The organism is Bradyrhizobium sp. (assembly GCF_016213215.1).
In the GTDB taxonomy this organism is placed as follows: Bacteria; Pseudomonadota; Alphaproteobacteria; order Rhizobiales; family Xanthobacteraceae; genus Bradyrhizobium.
In genome coordinates this window covers 80,620-97,451 of record NZ_JACRAW010000008.1, presented here as the reverse complement: position 1 = coordinate 97,451, position 16,832 = coordinate 80,620, and the positions used below count along the sequence as shown (strand labels likewise).

The following is a 16,832-nucleotide window of genomic DNA, read 5'->3' as shown; positions in this document are numbered from 1 at the left end:
TATCGAACTCGCAAACCGAACGGCGCTGCCTGAGGCTGTGACTCCGCCGCGCGGATTCCATCAGCGTGCAGCAGCAACTTTTAGGATGCGACCTGGTACCGCAGATGCGCACTTGAGGACCATCAACTCGCGCTTCAATGGTGATTTAGACTTCGAGAAATCGGGGGTTCCACGTCGGCGAAACGTCGATCCGCAAACTTGTGGGACAGGAGCCTTATGCCCCCGATAATCTCCGTCATCATCCCTGCTCACAATATCGGCAGGTACATTGGGCAATGCCTATCAGTCATGCTGGAGTTTCGTGCGGTCGCCATGGAGGTGATCGTCATTGACGATGGTTCGACGGATAACACCGCCGCGGTGGTGAGATCCTTCGCGGACGGTCGCTTGAGACTAGTGCGACAATTCAACCGGGGACCTTCGGCGGCACGCAACGCCGGCTTTCGGCTTGCGCGCGGAGAGTTCATCCTGCCGTTCGATGGGGACGATATCCCCGTCACAGAGAACTGGGAGCTCGTTATCGGCGCATTGGCCGCCGACCCGCACGCTGTGCTTGCGTTTGGCGCCAGAAGGCTTTTTTATGGCGATCGCGACGAGTTCCCGCGGAGCACGCCGTTTGGCGCCAAGCGCGCAACCGATGCGGCTGCAGTCCCCCGTATCTTCACTGAGAACTTCATGCAAATGGGATCGGCCTTTATCAGGCGCGACGCCCTGCAACGTACCGGACTTTGGAACGAGGGCCTGCGCATCGGCGAAGATTGGGAATTGTGGTGCCGCCTGGCATGTCTTGGCCGCTTCCTGTCTTATCCAGCGCTCGTCATCGGCGCTCGCGTGCATCCGCAATCGGCAATGGGGGCGCCCATTCGAAGCAGATGCACCGATCCGGGGCTCGCGGCCATTGACGCGATCTATTCGAATCCGATCGTCCGACAAGCCGCAGGCCCCTCACTCCGCAGCCTCAAGCGAAAAGCGCTCGCGTGGCAAACCTACCATTGGGGCACCAGGCTGATCCGCAACGGTGCACCATGGGCAGGAACCAGGGCTCTGGCTTGGTCCATCTCGCGGGATCCTTCCCGCCTGCTTCACCTTTGCGGGTTTCCCCTGCGACGCCTGCAACGTTTCCGGCAGCGGAAGAACCGCCTCTACGTTGGGATTCACGAATTGCAGCGAGTGCGCCCGTTTACTCAAGAGCGGAGTCCATCCCGCGGCTTCGATTGGCGCGACCATTCTGCCACTTACTCTCGGTTTGAAGGAGCTGGAATGGAGATCCGCGAAGACCTGAACGACGAAATGACCGGTGAAGGGAGGATCACCATCGACGGCGACGACGTCGGCTGCGTCGCCTATTCATTGACGCTCGTGTCCGAAGCTGGACCTCTGATCGCCGAGGGTTCGATCTCCGGGCCGGAAGAGTTGCTGCACGCGGTGAAGAAAGCGGAACAGCCGAAACTTGTCCTGGAGGAGGGGCCGGCGTTCACCCTCCGGTGCCGAGGCGGATCGCAGGGGCTGCGATGGGTGAAAGCGCTCAGGGAATGAGGAGCAGATCGTGCATTTGTCTGGTCCGAGCGTAGCGAGACCGTTGTCCGCAGCAAGGCTCAAGAGGACTCGTCGTTCATCGAAACAGCGCGTGCTCGCCTTGATCGAGGCGGAATGCGCGCAAGATCCGTTATCTCACTAAGGTCGGCGTCCGGCGATGAAGGCGCCGGCCGCAAGCTTCTGGCGCTCGAGGAGGCGACCGGACGGTTCGCAGGTGTTAGTTGAAGACCGCGGCCACAGTCAGAGCGCGGCCTCATTTCCTCGCAGGACAAAAGCCCCAGCCCAGGTCGTACGATCCGGGCCGGGGATTGAGTCGGGAAACGCACCCTCGATTCCGCCCAATCCAAACCATTCCTGGACTGGTGCGCAGTCGGCGCATAGCGGCGAGCGCTCTGCGCTGTGATCAGTTGGTCGGCGTCATCTGCAGCCACATGTCGAATCCACCGTAGATCATTCGCTTTGCATCGAACGGCATCTCTCCCTTGAGACGAGGATCCGCCATGCACTTCTTGTTGACGGCATCGCGATGCTCCCGGTTCCGGTAAACGATCCAGGAAAAAACGACGACTTCATCTTCCCTGGCCATCACCGCGCGGGGAAAGGAGGTCAATTCGCCGTAGGGCACGTCGTCGCCAATGCACTCGACGAGGTCGAGCGCGCCATGTTCCTTCCAGATGTCGCGGGCTTTTCGCGCCTCCGCCTTGTAGGCCTCGATCTTGTCTCTTGGAACCGCGAGCACAAAACCATCCACGTAGGGCATCAGACACCTCCCTGGGGTTGCGTTTCCCAAGGACGATCCAGCGGGCAGCAATCCGACAACGAGAGCCAAAACTTGCCCGCTGTTTTCGATATTGCGAGGCAGTTGCTGTAATTGGCGGGAGTGATGTTCCAGCGGCAGATGGAATGGCGGTCGCCCCGCTGCTAAGAGCCGGCATGACTTCGTTTCGTCCCGAGATCGCGGGCCTGCGTGCGCTGGCCGTCCTCAGCGTATTGTTCTTTCATCTGAAGCTGGCAGGTTTCCAGGGCGGCTTTATCGGGGTCGACGTCTTCTTCGTCATCTCGGGCTATCTGATATCCCGGAATATCCTGCGGGAGGCCGAAGCGGACGGCTTTTCCTTTGCGCAGTTCTACCTGCGCCGGACGCGACGGATTTATCCCGCGCTGATCGTGACGGTCCTGGTGACGTACATTGCCGGCGCGCTGTGGTGCGCGCCCCTGATGTTCAAGGGCGTGGCAAAGGAGGGCACCCACGCGCTGCTGTCGATCGCCAACATTCAGTACTGGCGCGAGTCGCACCAGTATTTCGCGGCGAACTCAAACGAACTGGCCTTGCTGCATTGCTGGTCCCTCTCCTTGGAGGAACAGTTCTATCTGGGCTGGCCCATCTTCATTGTCTTCGCACGGAAGATCAATCGGGCCTGGGAGGCCATTCTGGTCGCGACGGCGCTTTCGATTATCGGCGCGGTGATCGCTTCTCGGACAGACTCGTCCGCCGCTTTCTATCTCACTCCGTTTCGAATTTACGAGTTCGGATGCGGCGCGTTGGTGCTGTTCGCAGAGCGCTTCCGCGTCGGCGGCCTTGCCGCGGAAGGCCTGTCGCTGGCCGGCATCTGCGGCATCGTCGCAAGCGCGATGATGTTTCGGCCGGACATGCCGCATCTCGAGCTTGCCATGCTTGTTCCGTGCCTTGCGGCGGCGGGAACGATTCTTGCCGGAAGCCAAACTCTTGTATCCAGGCTGATCACCAACCCGGTCTTCATGGGCATCGGCGCGATCTCATACTCCCTGTATCTCTGTCATTGGCCCATCATCTACTTTGCGCGTTTCATCTTCGGCGAACTGGCCGAGAGCCTGCTAGCGACAATGCTGTTGCTGCTCGTCATGTTCGCCGTTGCCGCGCTCATGTACTTCTTTGTCGAGCGCGCCTTCATCCTGGTCGGCCCGCCGGCGGCTGGCAGGGGACGCAGGACTGCCGTCGCGTTCCTGTCGGTCATCCTGGGCCTCGCGAGTGTCACCCACTACACCCTGGTCTCAGGCGGATTGACCTGGAGAATGCCTGCGGACCGACAGGAGCTGGTTCGGCTGCAGGAATTTCCGTCGGAGAGCGACGTCATTCCCATGAGCGGGCCTTTGGCACTGAACCTGGTGGGGGACTCCCATGCGGTTCAATATCAGGCCGGGCTTTCGGGCCTGATGCAGCGTCTGGGACTCGGCATGGAGATACTGGCCAGCCCTGGCTGTCCGGTCCTTCATGGCGTTTTGCTGAAAGAACCCTTCAGGAAGAAACAATGCGAGGCGATGCGCGATCGCTCGTTCGCGCGCATCGCAAGCAACCGGCTTCCGATCGTCTACGTCCTCTATTGGAGCTCCTACGACGACGCAAAGATCGATCTGCAGGGCGAGAGCGGGCCGCAGTTCGGCCCGCTTGATGGGAAGGGCACCTACACCAAGCTGACCCGCGCGCTGGAGATGACGTTGGAACGCTTTGCCGCGGGCGGCAGACGTGTCCTCGTCATCGGCGCGCAAGTGGACGCCAATTGCTCGTTCAATTGGTCAAGGCTGTACCAGGGACCTCTGCCTCACGCCCCAGTGGCACCTTGCCCGCCTGGATCCAAAAAGACGGCGGAACTGGCCGGCGCCCGGATGAACGCCTTCCTTAACGGCATCGAATCCCGGTGGCCGGAGAATGTCACTCTGTTTCGTCCTGTAGATCATTTCTGCGATGACGAGTGTCCGACCATGAATGACGGCCTTTGGCTCTATCATGACGGGACGCACTTCTCCGTTGCCGGCTCTCACTACATGGTCGGCCGCGCAGAACCTGAGTTGATCAGGTTTCTCGCTCCCGAACGGCAGGCTTTGAGTCGTCCTTGAGCGCTTGGCGTTGCCCGTCTGCCGGTCGTCGTGCGGCGTATTTCGGCAGCCTGCGCATCACGACGGCGGTGCGTTGAAACAGCTTGTCACCCGCTGGACAGTTCGTTGTCACCTGCTCCGCGCACACGGATACCGCAGTGCGGCGCCGATTCGTAGATCCTTCCCGGAAAACATTGGCTTAGCGACCATCCGCGCGGGGGTTCGTCCACCTTGTCCAGTCTGGCCCGGCTCTTGCTAACGCCAGTATGATGGTTTTAACTAAACCTCATACTGGTGCGCCATGGCGGTTGGGTCGATGAAGGCTGAGTTTGTCCGCGCGGCGTCGTCGCGGGCCATCGACCCCGCAACATTCGGCCTCTTCGCAGGGATCATCTTTGCCAATGTGATCGCCTGGGCCTGGGCGTTCATGCTGTTCGCCGATCGGCCCGCGGTGATGGCGACGGCCTTGCTTGCGTGGGTATTCGGCCTGCGTCACGCCGTCGATGCCGATCATATCGCGGCGATCGACAATGCCGTTCGCAAAATGATGCACGAGGGCGCGGCGCCCCGCAGCGCCGGTCTCTATTTCGCGCTCGGCCATTCAACCGTCGTGATGGTCGCGACACTGGTCCTGTCCGCGACTGCAATGCGACTTGCCGGCGACAGCATGGTCAAGACCGTCGGCAGCGTGATCGGCGCCTCGGTGTCCGCCGCTTTCCTGCTCGTGATCGCGCTGCTCAATCTCGCCATCTTCATGAGCCTGTGGCGAACCTTCCGGGCCGTCCGCAACCATGAGGTCCATCAGCTTGAAGATCTGGACACGGTGCTCGCCGGCGGCGGCCTGCTGGCGCGGATGCTCGGTCCCATGTTCCGCATGGTGACGAAGTCCTGGCATCTCTATCCGCTCGGCTTTCTGTTCGGTCTCGGCTTCGATACGGCGACATCGATCGGGCTGCTCAGCATTTCGGCCGCGGAGGCGGTGCGCGGCGTTTCGCTGTGGAGCGTCCTGGTGTTTCCGGCTCTGTTTGCCTGCGGCATGGCCCTTGTCGACACGGCCGACAGCGTCCTGATGGTGAATGCCTATCGCTGGGCCTTCGTCGATCCGCTGCGCAAGCTCTGGTACAATCTCACGATCACCGGTGCCTCCGTCGTCGTTGCGCTGTTCATCGGCGGCGTCGAGGCGCTCGACCTGTTGGCCGATCGGCTCGGGCTTTCGGGCGGATTGTGGTCGGCGGTCGCTGGCCTGAACGACAGTCTGGCGAATTTCGGCTTTGCCGTGATCGGGGTGTTCGCCGCCGCCTGGCTCATGTCGGTCGCGGTCTATCGCGCGGCTTTCGCCGATCGACGTGCCGGCGTGCCGGACGGCTGCGGCGCGGATGTCATCGAGTGCGTCGATGCAGCCGAGGTGGCGTAGGCTCGGCGCGATCGCCCAGCGTTGCGGCGCGGCTTCGATGCTCGGAGCTTGTGCCGCGTTCTCGGGCGCCGCGCCCGCCACCGCGCAACAGATCGAAGCCGCTGCGCGCCCGCGCGAGCTTCCGCCGATCCACGTCAGCGTCGAGGAAGAAGGCTTTCGGCAGAAACCACTTCCTTCGCCGCGTCGCGCCCAAAAGCCGGCTCCAGCCAATACCAGGATCGTGGTGCATCCCGCTTCCAGCGGGGACGACGCTCAACGTGTCGCGTCGGGTCCTGTCGTGACGGCCGCCATGGCGAGCGAAATGGTGATCTCGGGCGATGAGGTGCGCGCACGCCCAGTGACGCGTCCCGGCGAATTGCTGGAAGCGGTGCCTGGCCTGATCGTCACGCAGCACAGCGGTGAAGGCAAGGCCAACCAGTACTTCCTGCGCGGCTACAACCTCGACCATGGCACCGATCTCGCGATCTATGTCGACGACGTGCCGGTGAACATGCGTACGCATGCGCATGGCCAGGGCTATGCCGACCTCAACTGGCTGATGCCGGAAACGATCGCCGCCATGAATATCCGCAAAGGGCCTTACTACGCTGAGGAAGGTGAGTTCAGCTCGGTGGGCAGCGTCCATGTCGGCCTGATCGACCGGGTCAGTAAAGCCATCCTGCAAGTGACGGCCGGCAGCTTCGGTTACCGGCGCCTGTTCGGGATGGACTCCACGAAGGTCGGCGGCGGTATGCTGCTCGTGGCCGGCGAAGCGGGCAGCTATAACGGTCCGTGGGACAATCCCGACGAGGTCCGCAAGCTGAACGGGCTGGTGCGTTACACGAAAGGCACCGCGCTCGACGGCGTGTCGATCACCGGCATGGCGTACTCCAGCAAATGGAATTCGACCGATCAGGTGCCGCAGCGCGCCATCACCGCGGGGCTTATCGGCCGTTACGGCAGCGAAGATCCGAGCGACGGCGGCAACTCCAGTCGGTTCGCGCTTTCCGCGCGCATCGCGAGAAGTGACGAGGCCGGATACTGGAAAGCCAACGCCTATGCCGTCAAAAGCGAGCTCGACCTGTTCAACAATTTCACCTATTACCTTGCCAATCCCGTGTTCGGCGATCAATTCCACCAGCGTGACGACCGCCTGATGACCGGCGCCAACGTCTCGCGCACGCTGAACGGCTCGTTTGCGGGCTTGCCGATGCAGACGACCTTCGGCGTGCAAAGCCGTTACGATGCGATCGATCTTGCCCTGACCGATACGTTCCGGCGCAGCTTCCTGTCCGGCAGCCGTAGTGACCGGGTAGGTGAGGGCAGTGTCGGCATCTATGGCGAAGCCACCATCCGCTGGACCGACTGGCTGCGGACCACCGCCGGCTGGCGCGGCGACTATTACGCAGCGAACGTCACCTCGTTCTTCAACGCCAGTAACTCCGGCAGCGCCAATGCCGCAATCGGCAGTCCCAAGTTCACCATGGTGGTCGGCCCGTTCAACAAGACGGAATTCTTCCTGGCCGCCGGCTTCGGCATGCACAGCAACGATGCGCGCGGCGCTACGACGACGGAAGACCCGGCCGATCCGACCGGCAAGCTTACGCCGTCGCCGCTCCTGGTGCGCACCAGGGGCGCGGAGGGGGGCGTCCGCACCAGGATCGTTCCCAATCTTGATTCCTCGCTCAGCGTCTTCATCCTGGACCAGGATTCCGAGATCCTCTTCAGCGGCGATTCCGGCGACACCTCGGCGAGCCGGGCCAGCCGGCGCTACGGCTTTGAGTGGACCAACCACTATCGTCCGACGTCATGGATCGACATCGACGCCGATCTCGCCATGACGCATGCGCGCTTTCTCGGCTACAATAGCGAGCAGGTCGCGGTCTATGCCTCTCTCGCCGGCTATCCCGAAGCCCAGATCGGAAATGCGCCCGGCAACTACATTCCGAACGCGCCGGCCATGGTGGCCTCGGCCGGCGTCACGCTCGGCGAAAAGACGGGCCCCTTCGGCGCACTGCGCTGGCGCTATCTGGCGTCCAGCCCGCTGACTGAAGACAACGCTTTTCGTTCGCAGCCGACCAGCATCTTCAACGGTCGCGTCGGCTACCGCTTCGACAACGGCTGGAGAGTCCAGTTCGATGCGCTCAATCTCTTCAACAGCAAGGCCAGCCAGATCAGCTACGCCTATGGTTCGCTGCTCAAGACGGACAGCCTGTACAATCTCTGTTATCCGGTGCAGATCGCTCCATCAGCTGTTTGCCGCAACGGCGTGATGGATTATGTGTTGCATCCGGTGGAGCCGATGGCGTTCCGACTTACGGCGGCGGGAGCCTTCTGAGGGGGAGGGTAGATGGGCACTAGCTTGAACCTTTCCGATTTCCGGCTGCATCCGCAGCGAACGGCGGTACTCGGAGAGGTGCACGCGCGTCCCTTTACGCGCCTCAGCGCGCCGGTTGGCGTGCTCCGCTTCGCATTCCTCAACCACGGCGATGAGGCCGCGGTCGATCGGCGGAATTTTGTCGAGTTCTGTGAAAAGCACGGCCTTGTCGCCCCCGAGGTTTCCGCCAAGCATCATCAGGTTGCGATCGGGCCGATCGTGCTGCGTTGGGAGCAGCACTCGGAGTTCGCGACCTTTACCTGGATCTGGAGCAACGCAGATTCCAGGGCGCGCCGGTTTGGTGAGGTCGGTGACGAACTGTCGGCGCTGATCCGCGCCTTGCCGCAGGCCGGACATCTCCTGGTCGCGGTCAAGCTCGAGGTGGAGCAGACGTCCGCCGCGGTCGAACGCGCCGAGCAGCTCTTCGACAGGACCAGCCTGGCGATGGTCAAGGTCAAAAGCGGCCCGGCCGTCGTCGCGTCGGATTTCCGCGCGGATGAAGAGGGTTTCGTCCGCATTCTCGTCTGCAATGACGGGCTGTCGCCGGGCCGGCTGGGCGCGCTGGTGCAGCGGGTGCTGGAGATCGAGACCTACCGGACGCTGGCCTTGCTCGGATTGCCGGCCGCGCTCGAACTCGCGCCGCCGGTCGACCGCATCGGGCGCCGGCTGGTCGAGGTGCTTGCGGAGATGCAGGGCGCCGAGGGACTGAAGGTCAATAATCATTTGCTCGATGAGCTGACCGCGCTCGCGGCGTCGCTGGAGCGAGGGGCGGCCGGCAGCCTGTTCCGCTTCGGTGCGAGCCGCGCCTATAACGAACTTGTCCAATCTCGCCTCGCGGTCATCGAGGGCGGCGAAATCGGAGGCTATCCCACCTGGTCGTCGTTTCTCGCCCGCCGCATGACGCCCGCGATGCGGACCTGCGCCACCATGGAAGACCGCCAGGCCAACCTGTCGATCAAGCTGGCGCGCGCCGCCGACCTCTTACGCACGCGCGTCGACGTCGAGCTTGAGGAGCAGAACCGCGACCTGTTGCGCTCGATGAACGAACGCACCCGGCTGCAGCTCCGCCTGCAGAGCACGGTCGAAGGCCTCTCGGTCGCGGCGATCGGCTATTACGTCGTCAGCCTGTTCGGCTATGTCGCCAAGGGAGCGCACGATTACGGGCTGCAGGTCGATCCGTCGCTGGCGACCGGAGTCTTCGTTCCGGTCGCGGTCGGCGTGATCTGGATCATCATTCACAACATCCGCACTCGGCACCTGAAAAACGACAACACACCGCCCGCGCGCGAGTGAGTTCCACGAGCGAAATCGTTCGGCCTGTGCTAGGGCATGTCGAGGGACAAGGAAAAGGGGCGCCCGCCTGCCTGCGGATGGAGACGCAAGGATGAGCCGATCTGACGGTATGACCAACGTGCTGTGGCTGCAGGGCGCAAGCTGCGGCGGCTGCACGATGTCCATCCTGGAAAGCGGCGCTTCGGGCTGGTTCGACGAGCTCAGGCAGTTCGGCATCAACCTGTTGTGGCACCCCTCCGTCAGCGAACAGACCGGCGAAGAGGCGGTCGAGGTGCTGGAGGCGGTGCTGGAAGGAAAGTTGCCGCTCGACCTCTTGATGCTGGAGGGTTCGGTCGCGCGCGGCCCGAACGACAGCGGACGTTTTAACATGCTGGCGGGCACAGATCGCTCGATCTATCGCTGGATTTGCGATCTGGCGCCGCGCGCGGATTATGTGGTCGCGGTCGGAAGCTGCGCCGCCTATGGCGGCGTTCCGGCTGCAGGCTCCAATCCGACCGATGCGGTCGGGCTGCAGTTCGAGGGTTCCGACCTCGGCGGCGCGCTGGGGGCGACCTTCCGCTCCCGGTTAGGCCTGCCGGTCATCAACGTCGCGGGTTGCGCGCCGCACCCGGGCTGGATGATGGAAACTGTGTTGGCACTCACGCAGAAGGATCTTTCCGCAACCGATCTCGACGCCCATGGGCGTCCCAAGTTCATCGCCAATCACCTTGCCCATCATGGCTGCTCGCGCAACGAATTCTACGAGTTCAAGGCGAGTGCCGTGTCCATGTCCGAGCGCGGCTGCTTGATGGAGCATCTCGGCTGCAAGGCGACGCAGGCCGTCGGCGACTGTAACCAGCGCTCATGGAACGGCGGCGGCTCCTGCACCAAGGGCGGTTATGCCTGCATCGCCTGCACGTCGCCGGGATTCGAAGGGGTACAGAACTTCCTGGAGACGGCAAAGCTTGCCGGCATTCCCGTCGGGCTCCCGACCGACATGCCCAAGGCCTGGTTCGTCGCGCTCGCAGCTCTGTCCAAATCGGCAACGCCCAAGCGGGTGCGCCTCAACGCGACCTCGGATCACGTGGTGGTGCCGCCCGGCCGGCCCGCGAACAAGCGCGCGCCATGACGCGCATTACGATCGGCCCCTTCAATCGCGTCGAAGGCGATCTCGAGGTGCGCCTCGACGTCGAGAGCGGACACGTCGTGCGCGCTGAAGTGACGGCGCCGCTCTACCGCGGTTTTGAGCAGATCCTCGAAGGCCGGCCGCCGCTGGATGCCCTGGTGCTGGCGCCGCGCATCTGCGGCATCTGCTCGGTGTCGCAGTCGGTCGCCGCGGCAAGCGCGTTGCGCGATGCCATGGGATGCGAGGCGGCGCCCAACGGGCTTCTGGCGACCAACATCGCGCATGCGGCGGAGAATGCCGCCGATCACCTGACGCATTTCTATCTGTTCTTCATGCCGGACTTTGCGCGCGAGGCCTATGCATCCCGCGCCTGGCACAACGCGACCGCCGAGCGCTTTACCGCAACGAGGGGCAGCGCCGCGCGCGAGGCGCTTCCGGCGCGCGCGCGGCTGCTCGAGACCATGGGTATCATCGCCGGCAAATGGCCGCACAGCATCGCCTTCCAGCCCGGCGGCACGACGCGCGCCATCGAGCTCGGCGAGCGCATCCGCCTGATGTCGATCGCAACCGCCTTTCGCGTATTCCTCGAACGCGTCGTTTTCGCCGACACACTGGAAAACGTGCTGTCGATTGCGACGGCCAGCGAACTCGACGGCTGGCACGCGGGACGGGCAGGCGATTTCGCGCATTTCCTGGGGCTTGCCGACGACCTTTCCCTCGCTCGCCTCGGCAAAGGACCGGGGCTTCTGATGAGCTATGGCGCCTATCACGGCCTCGAGGGAGAGCTCTTTCCTCGTGGCATTTTCGGTCGGCGCGCGCTGATCGAGCCGCTGCCCGTCAATCAGATCACCGAGGACGTGTCGCACGCCTGGATGCGGGAGTCCGCGGTCGATCCCGCCCACAGCACCACTGTCCCCGATCCCGACAAGCCGCAGGCCTATAGCTGGTCCAAGGCGCCGCGCCTGTCAGGCCAGCCGATCGAGGTCGGCGCGTTGGCGCGCCAAGCCGTTGCGGGGCAGCCGCTGGTGACCGACCTGGTGTCGACGAGCGGCAGCAATGTCCGCAATCGGGTCATCGCCCGCCTGATCGAGACCGCCCGCATTGCGCTCGCCATGGAGGAGTGGATCAAGGAGCTGCGGCTTTCCCAGCCCTTCTGCCTGGAAGCGCGCGAGATGCCCGACGGCGCGTATGTTGGCCTCGTCGAAGCCGCGCGCGGCAGTCTGGGTCATTGGCTCGCCGTGCGCGCCGGCAAGATCGAGCGCTACCAGATCATCGCGCCGACGACGTGGAACTTCTCGCCGCGTGATTCCTTCGACGTTGCGGGTCCGCTCGAACAGGCCCTGGTCGGAACGGATGTAGGCGATGCCGGTTCGCGCGCGGTCGCCATCCAGCACATCGTCCGTTCGTTCGATCCCTGCATGGTGTGCACCGCACACTGACCCGTGGCTGGATCATTGCCGGCGGAAACTTCGTTGCCGTCTGCAAATTGCGTGTTTCCGTCTTCCACTTTCTTTTCGTGTCTTCGCGCTTCGGCCTGGACGCTTCGATTTCGCAACAGATTGAAATCGTTTCAATTTCGTAACGCGCCCGATGTTGGCCTGCTTCTTGCTGTCCGAACGACAGCAATCAGTCTCGGCCGATCAGTCTCGGCCGACAAGAGATCAGATGGGAGGGCTCATGGGCGCGGCAACCGAAACCTTTTACAGCGTGATCCGGCGTCAGGGCATCACGCGCCGGAGCTTTCACAAGTTCTGCAGTCTGACCGCGACGAGCCTCGGCCTCGGTCCGCTCGCCGCGAGCCGCATCGCCAACGCGCTGGAGACCAAGCCGCGCATTCCCGTCATCTGGATGCACGGTCTCGAATGCACCTGCTGCTCGGAAAGCTTCATCCGCTCCGCGCATCCTCTGGTGAAGGATGCCGTGCTGTCGATGATCTCGCTCGACTATGACGACACCATCATGGCGGCGGCGGGCCATCAGGCCGAAGCCATCCTTGAAGAGACCCGCGCCAAGTACAAGGGCCAGTACATTCTTGCGGTGGAAGGCAATCCGCCGCTGAACGAGGGCGGCATGTTCTGCATCGACGGCGGCAAGCCGTTCGTCGAGAAGCTGAAGCTGATGGCCGAAGACGCCATGGCGATCATCGCCTGGGGCGCCTGCGCCTCCTGGGGCTGCGTGCAGGCGGCAAAGCCCAATCCCACCCAGGCGACGCCGATCGACAAGGTGATCACCAACAAGCCGATCATCAAGGTGCCGGGCTGTCCGCCGATCGCGGAAGTCATGACCGGGGTCATCACCTACATTCTCACCTTCGGCAAGCTGCCCGAGCTCGACCGCCAGGGCCGGCCGAAGATGTTTTACTCGCAGCGCATCCACGACAAGTGCTACCGGCGGTCGCATTTCGACGCCGGCCAGTTCGTCGAAGAGTGGGACGACGAGTCCGCGCGCAAGGGTTATTGCCTCTACAAGATGGGCTGCAAGGGCCCGACCACCTACAACGCCTGCTCGACCGTGCGCTGGAACGGCGGCGTTTCCTTCCCGATCCAGTCGGGACACGGCTGCATCGGCTGCTCGGAAGACGGTTTCTGGGACAAGGGCTCGTTCTACGACCGGCTCACCACCATCAAGCAGTTCGGCATCGAGAAGAATGCCGACCAGATCGGCATGGTGGCCGCCGGCGCCGTCGGCGCGGCGGTGGTGGCGCATGCGGCGGTGACCGCCGTCAAGCGCCTCGCGACCAAGCGCGAAGACGCCACGCAAGACACCTGATCGAATTCCAGGGAAAGCAACCATGGGCATCCAGACACCCAACGGGTTCAAGCTCGACAATTCCGGCAAGCGCATCGTCGTCGATCCGGTGACCCGGATCGAAGGCCACCTGCGCGTCGAGGTCAACGTCGACTCCGACAACGTGATCCGCAATGCCGTTTCCACCGGAACGATGTGGCGCGGCATCGAAACGATCCTGAAGGGTCGCGATCCGCGCGACGCCTGGGCGTTCACCGAGCGGATCTGCGGCGTCTGCACCGGCACGCACGCGCTCACTTCCGTGCGCGCCGTCGAGAATGCGCTTGGCATCATGATCCCCGACAATGCCAACTCGATCCGCAACATCATGCAGCTGTGTCTGCAGGTGCACGACCACCTTGTGCACTTCTATCACCTACACGCACTGGACTGGGTCGACGTCGTCTCCGCGCTGAAGGCCGATCCCAAGGCGACATCTGCGCTGGCGCAGTCGATCTCTTCATGGCCGCTGTCCTCGCCGGGGTACTTCAAGGACCTGCAGATCCGCCTGAGGAAATTCGTCGAGTCCGGCCAGCTCGGTCCGTTCAAGAACGGCTACTGGGGCCACACCGCTTACAAGCTGCCGCCGGAAGCAAACCTGATGGCGGTCGCGCACTATCTGGAAGCGCTCGATTTCCAGAAGGAGATCGTCAAGATCCACACCATCTATGGCGGCAAGAACCCGCATCCGAACTGGCTGGTCGGCGGCGTGCCCTGCGCCATCAATGTCGACGGCACCGGCGCGGTCGGCGCCATCAACATGGAACGCCTGAATCTTGTGTCCTCGATCATCGATCGCTCCCTCGAATTCGTCCAGCAGGTCTATCTGCCGGACGTCGCGGCGATCGGCTCGTTCTACAAGGACTGGCTCTACGGCGGCGGCCTGTCCGGCAAAAGCGTGATGTCCTATGGCGACATCCCGGAGAACGCCAACGACTACTCGGACAAGAGCCTGAAGCTGCCGCGCGGCGTCATCCTCAACGGCAACCTCAACGAGGTCTTGCCGATCGACAACGGCGACCCTGAGCAGATCCAGGAGTTCGTCGTCCACTCCTGGTACAAATATCCCGATGAGACCAGGGGACTGCATCCCTGGGATGGCGTCACCGAGCCGAACTATCAGCTCGGGCCCAACGCCAAGGGCACCAAGACCGACATCAAGGCGGTCGACGAAGGCGGCAAGTATTCCTGGATCAAGGCGCCGCGCTGGCGCGGCAATGCGGTCGAGGTCGGACCGCTGGCGCGCTACATCATCGGCTACGCGCAGAACAAGCCGGAGTTCAAGGAGCCGACCGAGAAGCTGCTCAAGACGCTCGGTCTGCCGGTCACCGCGCTGTTCTCGACGCTCGGCCGCACGGCGGCGCGCGCGCTGGAATGCGAATGGGCGGCGCACGAATTGCGCTACTTCCAGGACAAGCTGGTGGCGCGCATCAAAGCCGGCGACTCCTCGACCGCCAACGTCGACAAGTGGAAGCCGGAGAGCTGGCCAAAGGAGGCCAAAGGCTACGGCTTCACCGAGGCGCCGCGCGGGGCGCTCGGCCATTGGATCAAGATCAAGGACACCAAGATCGACAACTACCAGTGCGTGGTGCCGACCACCTGGAACGGCTCGCCGCGCGACCCGAAGGGCAATATCGGCGCCTTTGAGGCCTCGCTGATGGATACGCCGATGGCGGATCCGGAGAAGCCGCTGGAGATCCTGCGCACGATCCATTCTTTCGACCCGTGCCTGGCCTGCTCGACCCATGTCATGAGTCCTGACGGTCAGGAAATGGCGGCCGTCAAGGTTCGATAGGGGAAGCGCCATGATGGATGCAGCTGCCCGCAGGGCGGAATCTAGGATCGATGACGCGGATCTTGCGGCTTTGGCCGGCGATGTCGCAGGCGACCATGCGGTCGAACGTCCGACGCTCTACGTCTATGAAGCGCCGGTGCGTATTGCCCACTGGGTGAGCGCGTTTGCGATCTTCACGTTGATGGTGACCGGCTATCTGATCGGATCGCCGCTGCCGACGGTCAGCGGCGAGGCCTATGACACCTTCGTGATGGGCTATATCCGCTTCACGCATTTTGCGGCGGGGCAGGTGCTCGCGGTTTCATTCCTGGCCCGTATCGTGTGGGCCTTTTTCGGCAACGCGCACTCACGCCAGATCTTCTACATTCCGGTGTGGAGCAAGCAGTTCTGGTATGAAGTGTTCTACGAAGCCGCTTGGTACGCGTTCCTGGTAGCGAAGCCTAAGCGGTATGTGGGCCACAATCCACTGGCGCAGGTCGGGATGTTCACAGGCTTTACGCTGTTTGTGGCCTTCATGATCATCACCGGTTTTGCGCTCTATTCGGAAGGTACCGGCATCGACAGCTGGCAGCACAAGTTGTTTGGGTGGGTGTTCTCGATCTGGCCGAACAGCCAGGACGTTCACACCTGGCATCATCTCGGCATGTGGGCGCTGGTCACCTTCGTGATCGTGCACGTCTACGCTGCGATCCGCGAAGACATCATGTCGCGGCAAAGCATGATCTCGTCGATCGTTTCGGGCGAACGCCAGTTCCGCGATTAAGCTTGGAGACCGGCTCATGCCGACGAGTGCTGCAAAGCGGATCCTCGTGCTCGGGATCGGCAACATTCTGTGGGCCGATGAAGGGTTCGGCGTGCGGACGGTGGAGGAATTCCACCGCCGCTACGACGTTCCGGACAACGTCACCATCCTGGACGGCGGCACCCAGGGACTCTACCTCGTGAATTATCTGGAGGAGGCGGATTGCCTCATCGTGTTCGACGCCATCGACTACGGGCTCGAACCGGGCACGTTGAAGCTGGTGCGCGACGCCGACGTGCCGCGTTTTACCGGCGCCAAGAAGATGAGCCTGCACCAGACCGGCTTCCAGGAGGTAATCAGCGCGGCGGACCTGCTGGGGCGCTGTCCGCAACAACTCGCATTGATCGGCTGCCAGCCGCTGGATCTCGAGGATTGGGGTGGTCCGTTGACGGCTCCGGTGCGTGAGCAGATCGAACCGGCAATCAAGCTCGCCTGTGACATCCTCGCCGAGTGGGGTTCGCCGCCGAGGCCGCGCAACGAACCACTCGCGGAATCGGATCGGCTACTTGCCAACGACATCGATCATCTACATTACGAGACGAGAGCGCGGCCGGCCTAGCTGCCCGTTCCGCACTGCTGCCGGAGAAATGCCATGTGCCTCGGCCTGCCGATGACGATCGTCGAGACCGACGGCATGTCGGCCCTCTGCGAGTACGGCAGCGAACGGCGCCGCGTCTCCGTCCTGTTGCTGTCGGACCCGCCGGTCGGCGCCAAGGTGCTCGTCTACATCGATACCGCCATCCGCGTGCTGGATGAGGAAGAGGCGCGCCTGATTGCCGATGCCATCGAAGGGCTCGGCGCCGCGCTCAGGGGCGAGGACACAGACCGCTTCTTCGCCGATCTCATCGATCGCGAGCCGCAGCTGCCGGCGCATCTGCGCTGACTGGGCCA

The 16,832-nt window shown here is 63.1% G+C and carries 13 protein-coding genes; 12 read left to right on the top strand and 1 reads right to left on the bottom strand.

Going from position 1 to position 16,832, the window contains the following annotated elements; genetic code table 11:
• The first annotated feature begins 216 nt into the window (after positions 1 to 216).
• Positions 217 to 1,536 carry a glycosyltransferase family 2 protein gene (locus tag HY852_RS02335; protein WP_291602313.1) on the top strand — a complete coding sequence of 440 codons (1,320 nt, stop codon included), beginning with the start codon at positions 217 to 219 and terminating at the stop codon, positions 1,534 to 1,536.
• A gap of 403 nt (positions 1,537 to 1,939) precedes the next feature.
• Here HY852_RS02335 and HY852_RS02330 read toward each other — a convergent pair whose 3' ends face one another.
• A complete protein-coding gene (locus tag HY852_RS02330; protein WP_291602311.1) occupies positions 1,940 to 2,296 on the bottom strand; it encodes a DUF1428 family protein in 357 nt (118 codons plus the stop codon).
• Positions 2,297 to 2,469: 173 nt separating this feature from the next.
• On the opposite strand from HY852_RS02330, the gene HY852_RS02325 reads away from it, so the two are divergent.
• The 11 genes from HY852_RS02325 (at position 2,470) to HY852_RS02275 (ending at position 16,824) form a co-directional block, all read left to right on the top strand.
• Positions 2,470 to 4,410 carry an acyltransferase family protein gene (locus tag HY852_RS02325; RefSeq protein ID WP_291602309.1) on the top strand — a complete coding sequence of 647 codons (1,941 nt, stop codon included), beginning with the start codon at positions 2,470 to 2,472 and terminating at the stop codon, positions 4,408 to 4,410.
• A 295-nt stretch (positions 4,411 to 4,705) separates the two neighbouring features.
• Entirely contained in the window at positions 4,706 to 5,803 is a 1,098-nt protein-coding gene (locus HY852_RS02320) for a HoxN/HupN/NixA family nickel/cobalt transporter (protein ID WP_291602307.1), read from the top strand.
• Positions 5,804 to 6,092: 289 nt separating this feature from the next.
• The gene (locus HY852_RS02315; protein ID WP_291602404.1) at positions 6,093 to 8,120 is read left to right on the top strand and encodes a TonB-dependent receptor; all 2,028 of its coding nucleotides are present in this window, start codon (positions 6,093 to 6,095) and stop codon (positions 8,118 to 8,120) included.
• Positions 8,121 to 8,132: 12 nt separating this feature from the next.
• A complete protein-coding gene (locus tag HY852_RS02310) occupies positions 8,133 to 9,452 on the top strand; it encodes a DUF3422 domain-containing protein (RefSeq protein WP_291602305.1) in 1,320 nt (439 codons plus the stop codon).
• Positions 9,453 to 9,543: 91 nt separating this feature from the next.
• Positions 9,544 to 10,560, top strand: coding sequence for a HupU protein (locus HY852_RS02305; RefSeq protein WP_291602303.1), 1,017 nt, complete (start codon positions 9,544 to 9,546; stop codon positions 10,558 to 10,560).
• On the top strand, positions 10,557 to 11,996 hold the full coding sequence (locus tag HY852_RS02300; RefSeq protein ID WP_291602302.1) for a nickel-dependent hydrogenase large subunit: 1,440 nt from the start codon (positions 10,557 to 10,559) through the stop codon (positions 11,994 to 11,996). Before HY852_RS02305 ends, HY852_RS02300 begins: the two co-directional genes overlap by 4 nt.
• A 238-nt stretch (positions 11,997 to 12,234) precedes the next feature.
• Entirely contained in the window at positions 12,235 to 13,326 is a 1,092-nt protein-coding gene (locus tag HY852_RS02295; protein ID WP_291602301.1) for a hydrogenase small subunit, read from the top strand.
• Positions 13,327 to 13,348: 22 nt separating this feature from the next.
• Complete coding sequence (locus HY852_RS02290) at positions 13,349 to 15,139, top strand: nickel-dependent hydrogenase large subunit (protein ID WP_291602300.1); 1,791 nt, start codon at positions 13,349 to 13,351, stop codon at positions 15,137 to 15,139.
• A gap of 10 nt (positions 15,140 to 15,149) precedes the next feature.
• Positions 15,150 to 15,902, top strand: a complete 753-nt coding sequence (gene cybH / locus HY852_RS02285) for a Ni/Fe-hydrogenase, b-type cytochrome subunit (protein WP_291602298.1) — start codon at positions 15,150 to 15,152, stop codon at positions 15,900 to 15,902.
• Positions 15,903 to 15,918: 16 nt separating this feature from the next.
• Positions 15,919 to 16,500, top strand: coding sequence for a HyaD/HybD family hydrogenase maturation endopeptidase (locus HY852_RS02280; RefSeq protein WP_291602295.1), 582 nt, complete (start codon positions 15,919 to 15,921; stop codon positions 16,498 to 16,500).
• A 33-nt stretch (positions 16,501 to 16,533) separates the two neighbouring features.
• Positions 16,534 to 16,824 carry a HypC/HybG/HupF family hydrogenase formation chaperone gene (locus HY852_RS02275; protein ID WP_291602294.1) on the top strand — a complete coding sequence of 97 codons (291 nt, stop codon included), beginning with the start codon at positions 16,534 to 16,536 and terminating at the stop codon, positions 16,822 to 16,824.
• Positions 16,825 to 16,832 lie beyond the last annotated feature (8 nt).

Excerpts from the sequence above, each read along its gene's own strand:
- HY852_RS02335 (WP_291602313.1), top strand. The coding sequence starts at position 217 with ATGCCCCCGATAATCTCCGTCATCATCCCTGCTCACAATATCGGCAGG.
- HY852_RS02330 (WP_291602311.1), bottom strand. The coding sequence starts at position 2,296 with ATGCCCTACGTGGATGGTTTTGTGCTCGCGGTTCCAAGAGACAAGATC.
- HY852_RS02325 (WP_291602309.1), top strand. The coding sequence starts at position 2,470 with ATGACTTCGTTTCGTCCCGAGATCGCGGGCCTGCGTGCGCTGGCCGTC.
- HY852_RS02320 (WP_291602307.1), top strand. The coding sequence starts at position 4,706 with ATGAAGGCTGAGTTTGTCCGCGCGGCGTCGTCGCGGGCCATCGACCCC.
- HY852_RS02315 (WP_291602404.1), top strand. The coding sequence starts at position 6,093 with ATGGCGAGCGAAATGGTGATCTCGGGCGATGAGGTGCGCGCACGCCCA.
- HY852_RS02310 (WP_291602305.1), top strand. The coding sequence starts at position 8,133 with ATGGGCACTAGCTTGAACCTTTCCGATTTCCGGCTGCATCCGCAGCGA.
- HY852_RS02305 (WP_291602303.1), top strand. The coding sequence starts at position 9,544 with ATGAGCCGATCTGACGGTATGACCAACGTGCTGTGGCTGCAGGGCGCA.
- HY852_RS02300 (WP_291602302.1), top strand. The coding sequence starts at position 10,557 with ATGACGCGCATTACGATCGGCCCCTTCAATCGCGTCGAAGGCGATCTC.
- HY852_RS02295 (WP_291602301.1), top strand. The coding sequence starts at position 12,235 with ATGGGCGCGGCAACCGAAACCTTTTACAGCGTGATCCGGCGTCAGGGC.
- HY852_RS02290 (WP_291602300.1), top strand. The coding sequence starts at position 13,349 with ATGGGCATCCAGACACCCAACGGGTTCAAGCTCGACAATTCCGGCAAG.
- cybH (WP_291602298.1), top strand. The coding sequence starts at position 15,150 with ATGATGGATGCAGCTGCCCGCAGGGCGGAATCTAGGATCGATGACGCG.
- HY852_RS02280 (WP_291602295.1), top strand. The coding sequence starts at position 15,919 with ATGCCGACGAGTGCTGCAAAGCGGATCCTCGTGCTCGGGATCGGCAAC.
- HY852_RS02275 (WP_291602294.1), top strand. The coding sequence starts at position 16,534 with ATGTGCCTCGGCCTGCCGATGACGATCGTCGAGACCGACGGCATGTCG.